Here is an 11,094-nt window from a genome sequence, read left to right as displayed (position 1 = left end):
GCAGCACAGATGCAGGACACCGCACAGGAGGACACCGCCGTGTACCGGGTCGTCGTCAACGAAGAGGAGCAGTACTCGGTCTGGCCCGCGGACCGGGAGGACCCGCCCGGCTGGCGACGGGAGGGCTTCACCGGCCCGCGCGGCGCCTGCCTCGACCACATCGGCACCGTGTGGACCGACATGCGCCCGGCGAGCCTGCGCCGGGCCATGGACGGAACCGACGCGTAGGCGGCACCCGTGACCGACCACCAGCCGCGCCCCCGCGCGCGCGACCTCGGCCTCGTGATCGGGCGGCTCCCGACCGGCCCGCACAACGCGATCACCGACGTACCCGGGGTCCGGGTGGGGCACACCACGCTCCGCCGGCCGCCCCGGGTCCACAGCGGGGTGACCGCAGTGCTGCCGGGGGCGGTGGGGCCGGACCGGCCCCTGTCCGCCGGGGTGTTCACCGGCAACGGCTACGGCAAGCTGATCGGCACCACCCAGCTGGCCGAACTCGGCACGCTGGAAACCCCGTTGGTCCTCACCTCCACCCTCTCGGCCTTCCGGGCGGCGGACGCGGTGGTCAGCTGGATGCTGGACCGCCCGGAGGGCCGCCGGGCCCAGAGCCTGAACCCGGTGGTGGGGGAGTGCAACGACGGCTGGCTCTCCGACATCCGCACCCGCCCGGTCCGGGAGGAGCACGTACGGGCCGCCCTGGACGGCGCGACGGACGGCCCGGTGGCCGAGGGCTGCGTCGGCGCCGGTACCGGCATGGGCGCGCTCGGCTTCAAGGCGGGCATCGGCACGGCCTCCCGCACGCCGGTGACCGCCGGCCGCCCGGTCACCGTCGGCGTACTGGTGCAGGCCAACTTCGGCGGCACCTTGCGGGTCCTCGGCCACGACGTCACCCCCGACACGCTGGGTCTGCCGGGCACCCGGCCGGCCGAACCGGTCCCCGAGACCGGCTCCTGCATGATCCTGGTCGCCACGGACGCCCCGCTCGACGCCCGTCAGCTCACCCGGCTCGCCCGGCGCGCGGTGTTCGCGCTGGCCCGCACGGGAGCGGCGTACGGCCACGGCAGCGGGGACTACGCCGTCGCCTTCGGCACCGCCCGCCCGGGCAGCGGCTCCGTACCGGACTCCGCCCTCGGGCCGGTGTTCGAGGCCGTCCTGGACGCGGTGGAGGAGTCCGTCCTCAACTCCCTCCTGGCGGCAGAGACCACCACCGGCCTCCACGGCCACACCCTGCACGCCCTCCCCGCCGACTTCCTGCACCGCCTACCACCCACCCCCACACCGACCGCACCCTCACCCTGCGCCTCGCCCCAGCCGGACTGATCCGACCCCAAGACGTCCGAGGGACGCTTCCCACCCCCTAGGCTGTGCGGCACTTCTGTTTGAATCCGACGACCTGGGGGGCGCCGTGTCGGAGTTACCGGTCGTGAAGTGGATCGGCGGCGGCCGGTACGGCCTGATGCGGGAACTCGGCTCCGGCGGTTTCGGCCGGGTCTGGATGGCGCACGACACCCACCTCGGCCGCACCGTCGCGGTCAAGGAGGTGTTCACCGACCGGATACCGCCCGCCGACCTCCCCGGCTTCATCGAGCGCGCCCGTCGTGAAGCGTCCAACTCGGCGGCGCTGTCCGACCACCCCAACATCGTCTCGGTCCACGACATCGTCACCGAGAACGGCATCCCCTGGATCGTGATGCAGCTGGTTCGGGGCACTTCTCTGGCCGGATACCTCAACCAGCACCCCGGCGGTGCGACGCAACGGTTCACCGCCGACCTGGCCGAGCAGACGCTGCTTGCCCTGAGCGCAGCACACGCCATCGGCCTGGTCCACCGGGACGTCAAACCGCAGAACATCCTGATCATGGTCGACGACCGGGGAGCCTTCGTCCGGTGCGTGCTGGCGGACTTCGGGCTCGCCAAGAGCTTCACATCCGCCGGCACGGTCCTGACGAGGTCGGGCGAGCTCTTCGGCTCCTGGGCCTACGCCGCTCCCGAGCGCAGCAGGACGAGCACGGGTGACCTCCCCTCCGGGGACCTGTTCTCTCTCGGGGTGGTCCTGTTCGAAGCGGTGGAGGGCTACTCGCCTTTCCGGCGCGACGAGCCGGTGGACTCGATCATGGCAGTGGTCAACGAGCCGCTTCCCGCGATGCGCAGAGCCGGACCTCTGGCGCCCCTGATCAGCGCGCTGACCGCGAAGGAACCGGCCGAGCGTCCGAGCATCGACGAGGCGCTGGAGATGCTGGCGGCGGCCCGGAAACAACGGGCCACGCCCACGGCACCGGTAAGGGCAACCGCCACGAGGGTCGTGCCGCCGCCCCCGCCGCCGGGACCGTTGCCGGCGGCCCGCCGGGGGAGTCTGGCCAGCCGTGTCGGCTGTGGCGCCCTGCTGCTGATGATGCTGCTGCTGGCTACGACGGTCGCCGCCCTCTGGGCGCGCTCGGTCACCTTCGCCGAACAGGGTGACTGCGTCAACCTGCTGGACGGAGATTGGAGCTACAACGCGTCGTGCTCGATACCGGCGCCGTGGGCCTCGAACTACCGGGTCCTGTACACGACGGAAGCCCCTGTCGGTGCCGACACCTGCCGTTCCCGCGTACCGGACTGGACACCCTCCACGGACGTGCAGGTCTCCGGATTCAAGGCGAGCAACGGCCATACGGTCTCCATGTGCCTCAGACCGCTGACCTGACGGCTCACCGCTTCGCCTGGCGGGGCGACGTCCCGTAGCCGCGGACGGGGCGTCGGCCGGCGCCACAGGTCACGTCCCTCGTCCGGGGCGGCACCGGCCTGGAGAGGGCTCCCAGCGGCTGGGGACCGCATGCGGACAGGTCATCGGCCGATGGGGAACGCCGCCTGGAAGGCCAGTCGACGGTCGGCGTCCGCGCCGAGACGGGTGAGGAGGTCGTCGAGGGCGAGGTACTCCTCCCAGAGCTCCCGCCCCGTCGCCGCGCTCAGCACCCGTACGAGCCTGTCCTCCAGCTCGGGGACGCGTTTGTCCTTCCAGACCTTGTCGGCCGTGCTGACGAGGAGGTCCTCGATCGTTACGTCGGGGCCGTCCCAGGTCGCGTGGGTGGCGGCGAACCTGGCCAGGCCGGGCGCGAAGCCGTGCTCCAGAAGGAGATCCCGGCCGGTTGCCTCGTGAGCTGATCCCGGCCCGGAGAGCTCGCCAGGGTGCAAGGTCTTGCCCACGTCATGGGTTGCCGCACCGATGAGGACGGCGTCGCGGTCCATTGCCAGGCCTGGATACCGGGACGCCACCCAGTCGGCCAGTTCGACCGCGACGTCGTGGACCGCGCGCAGGTGCGCCGCCAGCCGGGGCGGGGCCTCCAGCGAGCGCAGCAGCTCTGCGACCACGGGTGGCAGCGGCCTCAGGTGCGGCTCCGTCGGGGCTTCAAGGGCGCGGGACAGGAGGTCGGAGCGTATCGAAGTCATCCAGGTGACGGTACTGGTCCCTGGTGTGCAGGTGGGCAAGGTCCGAAGACAGGCCCTCGGCCGCGGCTGCTCGACTGCCGCATCGGGAAGCAGTACCCCACGGCCGCCCTCCACTCCCACCACGCGTTCCAGGGCAGCGCGTACGACGTTGCCGGGCGTCGGGGCGTCGGGGCGTCGGCGGGGCCGGGCTCCCACTCCTTCACCAGCCCGCGGTGCTCCAGCCTGGCGAGCAGCCCCGGAGCCAGTGCGAGCGCTGGCGAGGGGCGGTGCAGCCCGGACTCCTGCCGCCTGTGACGGCTGGCACGGATCCCGGGCCTGCGGTGTACGACGACGGCGTTGGTCGGAGGGCCACCGTCCGAGAGGGTAGGGGCCTTTCGCCACTGCCACGGAAGGAGTGCTTCTCAGCGAGGGCTACCACGCCGTGCAGTCAACCTCCGCGGCCGCGACCCCCCGCCACCCGTGGCCGGAAGACCCGGCTGCGGCCGCGAGCCGACCCGGCGGCTCAGCACGCCCGACCGGGGAGGGCCACGGGCAGCCCGGGGTCAGCCGCCCCCCCCGAGCCGGCCGAAGCCGAACCGCCGGAAATCCAGACGGAGTGGGGTCGTGGCCGATCGCGCCTGCTGCGCTCGGTGCGCAGCTCCACCACGGCCCCGGCCGGGCCGAGCACCGTCTTCAGCTCGTCGGCGAGTCGCTGCGGGTCACCGCCGAACGGGAGCGTGAGCCGCTCCCGGACGCCCCGCAGGACGAGTTCCAGCGTGAGCGTGGAGACGGCCGGCTTGTAGCCCCCCGGTACGGTTCCGCCACCTTGGCGGAGATGATCTGGCACCCGACCTACCGCGAGGAAACCCGTTGTCTGTCGGTGTTCCCTGCTGGAACGATCCCGGGATGACCGACCACCGCGACGCCGTCCTCCGCCTGTGGGGCCGCCAGCTCTACGAGCGTCAGGGCGAGCCACTCGCCTGGGTTGAGGTGGTCCTGGAGGCCACCGGTCGCCCGTCGGCCGCCGTCACCGCGGCGATGTCCGGCCGACTCGACGCCCTCGCTGATTCCCCATCGGACCCGGCATGGCTCCTATTCCGTACGGTTGCCAAGCTGGCCGCCAACCTGCGGGGCGACGGCCACTACGACGCGGACGTCGGCACCCGCATCGGCCCCCTGGCCCTGCAGCTGGTTGAGCTCGAACCACCACTCGCCGGCCCGCTCGAGGACGCACTCGGCCACCTGCCGGACGGGCCGACATCCCTCGTCACCGTCCACGCCGCCGAGCTGAGCAGCAACCGCACCATCCGGCTGCGGGCGATCGACGCCCTGCTGGAGTGGGCCGAGCTCGGCCATCCGCAGGCCCGGACGGCCCTGTCCGAGGTCGCCTCCGACCACCGGACGCAGGATGTCACCGTCTGGACCAAGGCACTCGACCGGATCGCCCTGTTCGGCGACGCGAGCGTCGAACCGGGCCTGCTGCGCGCGCTCGCCGACACCGGACACCGCGGGGTGCGGTGGTCGGCGCTCGCCTGTGCCGAACTCGGCTTCCACCGGGCCGTTCCGCTGATCACCGCCCTGCTGGAGCATCCCGATCCGATGGTCCGCGAGGGTGCCTGCGAGGCACTCGGCCTCCTTGAGGAACACGCCGCCGTGCCCGCGCTGGCAGCCCGGCTGCACGACGAGACCAACTGGGTACGCAGCAGAGCCGCCATGGCCCTCGGCCAAATCGGCGGCGACCGGGCTCTCGCTGCGCTCTGGCAGACCATGATCGAACGCCGGAACCCGAAGGCCGGCCATCTCACCTCAGCGATCGCCGCCTTCGGCCCGCCGGTGGTGGACGACCTGATCGCCCTCACCACCGATCCCGACCCGGACCTCAGAGCACTGGCCTGCCGCGCCCTCGGCTCCACCGCCGACGACCGGGCCCTGCCAGCACTGGAACACCTCGCCGCCCACGACCTCGCCAGAACCACCCTCGGCGGCCTCGTGGCAACCGCCGCCAAGCAGGGACTGCGGACCGCGCACCGGATGCGCGCGCACCGCATCGACCTGAGCTCGACGCTCTGAGAGCGTTGCGGTTCGGCGGACGGGCCCTGACCCCGGATGCCGGATACCGGAGAGACTTGGATCTTGCCGGTCTCGGTGGGCAGCGGAACGCTGTTGCGCGTGCGCGGCGGTCGTCAGCCGTTCGCCGCGCTCGCCCGCACCGGCCGCGCATCGTGGTGGACGCGATGTGTCCGAGGGGAGTGTTGAACATCGTCAGGTCGTACGGCGAGATCCCGCGCCGCAGGGTGTCGTGCGGCGAGCGCGCGCACAGCGCGAGGAACGAGTCGTCTGCGACGTCACCGATACACGCGGGACTTCAAGGCACGCCGAGGAGGGAAGGGACGTCCGCGAGGCGGGGGACCGAGCCGTTCGCGACGACCGCCCGAGCCGGGGCGTCACCAGGTCCGGTTGCCGGTGAAGGTGGACTCGGCGATCCGGGTGAGGCCGTGGTCGAGGCGGCGGAAGTACGTCGCCCGGCTCAGGTGCAGGCGGTGTGCGACGCCCACGTGGTCGGACCGGCGGCGCACGTAGTAGGCGTCCAGGATCCGGCCGGCCTGGGCGGTGCGCGGATCGTCGGAGGCGCTCAGGGCTCCGATGGCGTCGAGCAGCACGCGGCGCAGCGACGTGGGGGTCGGGGCGGCCGTCGAGGCCAGCAGGGGGCTCCGGGCGAGGCGTACGGGGTCGTCGAGGTGTTCCAGGGCCCTGCGGACCTCCGCCACGTACCAGCGCAGGGTCGGCGAGGGCGACGTGGTCAGGCCGGTGGCCGCGATCCGGCCCAGCCACGCGGTCAGGCTGTCGGGGGTGGGAAACGCCAGTTCGTGGATCTCCGCGGCGCGTCCCCCGTCGCACGTGTCCCCGCGCGGAGTGCCGACGAAACCGAAGCCGAGGCGACGTACCAGTCCTTGGTATGCGGGCGAGGGCGTGGCCACGACCATCCGCCGCCGGGCGATGCCGTCCGCGAGGATCTGGCGCAGCAGCGCCGCGTGCGCTTCCGGTCGTCCGTCCTCGTACGCCGCCATGCCGATGAAGGAACCGCCGGCGCCAAGGGCCAGTCGGTCGGTGTGCTGTCGGGTCACCGGTTCGATGACGGCCATCGAGGCATCGTCGAGCAGCGGGGTGTAGCTCATGCCCACGGCTTCGTCGGCGTGGTCGCACACCACGTGGAAGCCGTCGGGGGTGTGCCGGAGCCAGGCGTCGAGCAGCCGTCCGGTACGGACGGTGCTGTGGCCGAGACTTCGTGCCCACTGGTCCGCCAGGGCGAGGATGCGGTCGTGATCGCCCGACCGGGCCGGGCGTACGGCGGGCAGGCGGGGAGCGGGCGGGAACAGTGCCTGACGGATGACGGGGTCGTCCGTCAGGTGAAGCGCGTGCTCCGCCAGAGCCTGCCTGCGGGATTCGTCGGTGGTCGCGTCCAGCAGGCGCAGGTTGCGGGAGGCGGCCCGGGTGATGGCGGCCCGGTGCGCGACCGGGCGACGCCAGCGGTAGCGGAGGTCGAGGAGGGAACGGTACGGCTCGACCACGGCCGGCCCGCACTCGGTGACCGTGATCAGGGCGAGGTCGGTGAGCGAGGCGAACCAGTCCGGGGCTCCGGCCGGCTCGACCAGCTCGGAGAGCAGTTCCTCGTCCGCGCGCCCGATGGCGGCCAGTACGTCCACCACGTCCGACAGGGGCCGGTCCAGGGGGACTTCGGCCAGGAGTTCGCGCAGCGCGCGGTCGGCGACGGCGCCCGGGACCTCGGGCGGTGTCGGCGCGAGCAGTGCCCGGCTCAGGGCGGCCGCGACGAGGGGCAGCCCACCGGCCAGTGCCACCACGAGGTCGAGGCCGGCCGTCACGCCGAGCGAGGCCGCCAGCTCGCGGACCTGCGGGCCCGTCCAGGACGGGACCCGTACGGTGGTCGTGCCGGGCAGGGGATGCCTGCTCGCCAGGACCACGTTCACCTCGCGCCCGTCGGAGCCGCGAAGTCGCTCGCGCGGCATCCCGCCGAGGCCGGGCCCGTCGGCGTCGTCGACGTACACGACCGGGTGCGCGCTGTCGGAGGCCTCGCGCAGGGCGGCGTCCAGATCGTCCTGACGGGCACCGAGGACCCTTCGGCCGGCGGCGAGCCCGTTCAGGATGGTGCTCTTCCCTGACCCGAGGGGGCCGACGATCGCGATGACCGCGGGTGGATCCGATGTCGTGAGGAGGTTCGTCACCCGTTCCCGGACGTCGTCCTGCCCGGGGTTGGGCAACGCGTGGGGTAACGCGGGCTCGGATGTTCCTCGTTCCATGGCGGACCTCCCGGCCGTCGGACGCCGTAGCGGGCGGACCACGGAGCGTGCGGTCCGCTTCCGGTGATGCTACGGGTCGGACGGGGCCGAAGAGGGCATTCCGATGGCTCCGGGAGGCCTGGGGCCTCCCGGAGCCGGTCGTCAACGGAGCTCGTCAGTCATCGCAGATGATGACGTGCACCACCCGGCCGTTCGAGTAGATGATGTAGCCCCCGTAGCGGCAGCCGGCGGCTGCCGCCGTCGCCTGAGCGGTGGCCCCGTCGGCCACCAGGCGGACCTTCCCCGGCGAGTCGGCCGAAACGGGCGCCGCCGAAGCCGGAACGGCCGCGAGCAGCATCGCGCCCAGGCCCAGCGCTCCCCCGAGCAGGCCGATCCGCATCCGTCGCATCATGATTTCCCCTCACGATCCTTGACACCCCAGCGGGGTGGGCCTCTGCCCCCTGACGTCAGAGGCGGACACCAGCGACACTACGGGCGGCGACACCGCCCGGAGTCTCACGAGCGTCTCAACCCCTGCGGGCGACCCACGGCGCCCGCCTGTGCGGAGGTGTGCTCGACGTAGCGCTGGCGCCGGTCGCGAGCGCGTAGCAGTAGCCGCGGACGGTGGTGGAGGCCCGCGACGCGGAGCCGGTCCGCGCGACGCTGCTCGGTCCGATGGGCGCGGGGTGGTGAGCGGAGCGGCTGACCGAGGCCGTTTCCTTCGGATCACCTCACTGACCAGTTGAAGACGACGGCGACGTGGAGCCGATCGAGGTAGATGGGGGCGGTCGGGGCCTGACCGTCAAGATCCGACAGAGACGGCCTAGTGACCTGAGTCGGAGATTCTCTGCTAGATACGACGTTCGAACCGGGTGGCTCCGGGCTGTTGGCAGACGGGCCCGCCCGGACGGGGCAGCCGGGAGATCTACCAGAAGATCTCTGACTCGGGTCACTAGAAGGGGGGTGCCGGATCCGCCGTCAGGGCAGTGAGCCAGGCCGTATATGCGGCCCGGCGGGGGCAGTCGGCGGTGGAGCGGGGGGTGGCCGGGCAGCCGTCCGGCCGGCAGTCGTCCGGCCGGTGGTCGCGGTGGGGGACGGCTCGGCAGTCAGTGAGGGCCGCGGAGATCTGGGCAAGACGGCAGTCGGGCAGGGCGTCCCGGTTGGCCGGGTTGCGGAAGGAGTGGCCGCCGTCGTCGGTGCGGACGCCGCGGGCGTCGGTGCTCCACCGGGACGGGCCGGCCATGCCCTGGCGGCGCAGTACGGCCGCGGCCAGCCGGCCGGGTTCGGGGACGCCGAGGCGGTCGCGTAGACAGGCCGCGAGCCGTGCGCCCGCGCGGGACGGTGGCTCGTGGTCGCCGAGCGCGGGCAGCAGCAGAAGCATCCGGAGACCGGGGTCGGTGGTGGTGCCGCCGGGCAGGCCGTTGTCGGCCGCGCCGGCCAGCTCGTCCCAGGACAGCCCCGGCCCCCGCCAGTGCCCGGCGTCCCGCGCGAGGGGTTCGGCTTGCGCCCAGGCGGGGTGGTGGACCAGGTAGTCGACGGCGGCGTCCTCGTCGTCGTTCCGGTAGACCACGTGCAGGCGGAGGCCGCCGGCGAGTGGAACGGTGAACACCGGCCGGTCGGCCCCAGCCCACAGCCCACGCGAGAACGCCCGGGCGGCGCGGGGGTCGCGGGGCCCCAGCCAGGACCGGGGTATCCCTTCGCGGAGGCAGGCGCTCAGGTGCTGCCACCAGAACAGCGGCTCGTCCAGGAGATCGGGGCGGTGGGCGAAGCCCCCGGCGTCATGGCGGAACAGGCGGATCGGATGCAGAGCGGGCGGCACGGACACAGGACCATGGTCGTACATCTGCGAGTTCCCGAGCCGCCCGGGTCTCCGGGACGGCGGCCTGCGCGGGCAGCCCTGAACGAGCGCCGGCGGCCGCCGGCCCTACGCAGCCCGGGCCAGGCCGGCCTCGGAGGGCCCCAGCCTGGCGAGCCGGTCACCCGCTCGACGAACCGCGACATCCGCTCGGCCACGTCGGCGTCGCGAACCCCTGATGCCTGCGGCCCCGGAGTCCTAGGCCGTTTCCCTCGGATCACCTTGCGGACCAGATGAAGATGGCGGCGAGGTGGAGTCCGGCAAGGTAGATGGTGGCGGTCTTGTCGTAGCGGGTGGCCAGGCCGCGCCACTGCTTCAGTTTGTTGAGGCACCGCTCGACGGTGTTCCGCTGCTTGTAGGGCTCGCGGTCGAAGGCCGGCGGGCGGCCACCGCGACTGCCGAGCCGCTTGCGGTTGCCGGCCTGGTCGGCAGGCTGCGGGATCACCGCCCGGATCCCGCGCCGGCGAAGATGGCGGCGGATTGCCCGGATGAATAGGCCTTGTCGGCCAGGACCGCATCCGGCGTGGCTCTGGGACGACCGATCCGTCGGGGTATCCGTAATCGGGCCATGACCTGCTCGAATGCGAGTGCGTCACCGGCCTGCCCGGGCGTGAGGACGAACGCCAGCGGCCTGCAGCGGCCGTCAGCGGCAAGGTGGACCTTCGTCGTCAGTCCGCCGCGGGACCGTCCGAGGGCATGGTCGGCCGGCTCGCCGGCCGGAGCCCCTTTTGACGGGCCCCGGCGGCGTGCTGGTGGGCGCGGACGATCGTGGAGTCGACCGCGACGACCCAGTCCAGGTCGCCCTCGGTGTCGGCCTGGGCGAGTAGGGCGGTGAAGACCTTCTCCCACGTCCCGTCCGCGGCCCACATGCGTAGCCGGTTGTGGGCGCCCTTCCACGAGCCGAAATGCTTGGGCAGGTCCATCCACGGCGTCCCGGTCCGGTACTTGAACGCGATCGCGTCGATCACCTGCCGGTGATCACGCCACCGACCGCCCCGCCTCGGGGCCCGGTCCGGCAACAACGGCTCAATGCGGGCCCACTAAACATCAGTCAACGACACACATCAACCAACGATCCGATGATCTGAAGGAAACGGCCTAGGCCCCCGGGCCGCGCCGCGTCCCATTCGCCGCCGCTGCCGGAACCGGCCCCCTGCGCCCGCTGAGCGTGGCCGAGGCCGACTTCACGCGCCAGGGCGGCGTGACCGGGCTCCCCCTCTTCGAGGCCGAGGGAGCCGCGCTGCTGCCGAGGACGCGTCCGGAAGCCGGCTGCCGGTCCGCCGTCCTGCTCCCGGCTTCGGTACCCTCCCACCGGCCTCGGCCGACTCCTCCAGGTGCCGGCCGCGGAGCACGCCCGCACACGGCGGCGAAACGGCGAACGGCCCTTGCCAGCCCCGCTGGCGGTGTCCTCACCATGATGAGCTTGACTCTGAAGCTTCTATAGATCGTCAAGTTGTAGGAGACGGCCCGGGTGTGCCGCTGAATGCACTGGTCAGGTGGTGGTAGACCTCGCGCGCGACAAAGCGCTTGAGGCAC

The 11,094-nt window shown here is 72.6% G+C and carries 9 protein-coding genes and 1 pseudogene; 4 read left to right on the top strand and 6 right to left on the bottom strand.

Annotation, left to right across the window (positions count from 1 at the left end):
• Window positions 1-9: 9 nt before the first annotated feature.
• The 3 genes from ACIPW5_RS04255 (at window position 10) to ACIPW5_RS04245 (ending at window position 2,686) form a co-directional block, all read left to right on the top strand.
• On the top strand, window positions 10-228 hold the full coding sequence (locus ACIPW5_RS04255; RefSeq protein ID WP_401240155.1) for an MbtH family protein: 219 nt from the start codon (window positions 10-12) through the stop codon (window positions 226-228).
• Window positions 229-237: 9 nt separating this feature from the next.
• Window positions 238-1,320 (top strand): P1 family peptidase, encoded by a 1,083-nt coding sequence (locus ACIPW5_RS04250; RefSeq protein ID WP_401240152.1) that lies wholly within the window; start codon window positions 238-240, stop codon window positions 1,318-1,320.
• 85 nt (window positions 1,321-1,405) lie between these two features.
• Window positions 1,406-2,686, top strand: coding sequence for a serine/threonine-protein kinase (locus tag ACIPW5_RS04245; RefSeq protein ID WP_401240149.1), 1,281 nt, complete (start codon window positions 1,406-1,408; stop codon window positions 2,684-2,686).
• Between the two features lie 140 nt (window positions 2,687-2,826).
• Here the strand turns inward: ACIPW5_RS04245 and ACIPW5_RS04240 are convergent, their stop codons facing one another.
• Complete coding sequence (locus ACIPW5_RS04240) at window positions 2,827-3,429, bottom strand: HD domain-containing protein (RefSeq protein ID WP_401240146.1); 603 nt, start codon at window positions 3,427-3,429, stop codon at window positions 2,827-2,829.
• A gap of 502 nt (window positions 3,430-3,931) precedes the next feature.
• Window positions 3,932-4,255: a hypothetical protein gene (locus tag ACIPW5_RS04235; RefSeq protein ID WP_401240144.1), complete on the bottom strand. Its 324-nt coding sequence runs from the start codon at window positions 4,253-4,255 to the stop codon at window positions 3,932-3,934.
• A gap of 59 nt (window positions 4,256-4,314) precedes the next feature.
• Here ACIPW5_RS04235 and ACIPW5_RS04230 point away from each other — a divergent pair, with 59 nt between their 5' ends.
• On the top strand, window positions 4,315-5,478 hold the full coding sequence (locus ACIPW5_RS04230) for a HEAT repeat domain-containing protein (RefSeq protein WP_401240142.1): 1,164 nt from the start codon (window positions 4,315-4,317) through the stop codon (window positions 5,476-5,478).
• Window positions 5,479-5,852: 374 nt separating this feature from the next.
• On the opposite strand, the gene ACIPW5_RS04225 is transcribed toward ACIPW5_RS04230, so the two are convergent.
• From ACIPW5_RS04225 to ACIPW5_RS04210, 4 genes and pseudogenes are all read right to left on the bottom strand, one after another.
• Entirely contained in the window at window positions 5,853-7,724 is a 1,872-nt protein-coding gene (locus tag ACIPW5_RS04225; protein WP_401240140.1) for a hypothetical protein, read from the bottom strand.
• A gap of 154 nt (window positions 7,725-7,878) precedes the next feature.
• Window positions 7,879-8,103: a hypothetical protein gene (locus ACIPW5_RS04220; RefSeq protein WP_401240137.1), complete on the bottom strand. Its 225-nt coding sequence runs from the start codon at window positions 8,101-8,103 to the stop codon at window positions 7,879-7,881.
• Window positions 8,104-8,655: 552 nt separating this feature from the next.
• A complete protein-coding gene (locus ACIPW5_RS04215; RefSeq protein ID WP_401240134.1) occupies window positions 8,656-9,528 on the bottom strand; it encodes a hypothetical protein in 873 nt (290 codons plus the stop codon).
• Window positions 9,529-9,775: 247 nt separating this feature from the next.
• Window positions 9,776-10,589, bottom strand: a pseudogene (locus tag ACIPW5_RS04210) (IS5 family transposase).
• Window positions 10,590-11,094 lie beyond the last annotated feature (505 nt).

The organism is Streptomyces sp. NPDC090077 (genome assembly GCF_044747545.1).
In the GTDB taxonomy this organism is placed as follows: Bacteria; Actinomycetota; Actinomycetes; order Streptomycetales; family Streptomycetaceae; genus Streptomyces.
Note: the sequence above shows the minus strand (reverse complement) of the source record. Positions and strands in the feature narration are given on the sequence as shown.

Excerpts from the sequence above, each read along its gene's own strand:
- ACIPW5_RS04230 (WP_401240142.1), top strand. The coding sequence starts at position 4,315 with ATGACCGACCACCGCGACGCCGTCCTCCGCCTGTGGGGCCGCCAGCTC.
- ACIPW5_RS04255 (WP_401240155.1), top strand. The coding sequence starts at position 10 with ATGCAGGACACCGCACAGGAGGACACCGCCGTGTACCGGGTCGTCGTC.
- ACIPW5_RS04225 (WP_401240140.1), bottom strand. The coding sequence starts at position 7,724 with ATGGAACGAGGAACATCCGAGCCCGCGTTACCCCACGCGTTGCCCAAC.
- ACIPW5_RS04240 (WP_401240146.1), bottom strand. The coding sequence starts at position 3,429 with ATGACTTCGATACGCTCCGACCTCCTGTCCCGCGCCCTTGAAGCCCCG.
- ACIPW5_RS04220 (WP_401240137.1), bottom strand. The coding sequence starts at position 8,103 with ATGCGGATCGGCCTGCTCGGGGGAGCGCTGGGCCTGGGCGCGATGCTG.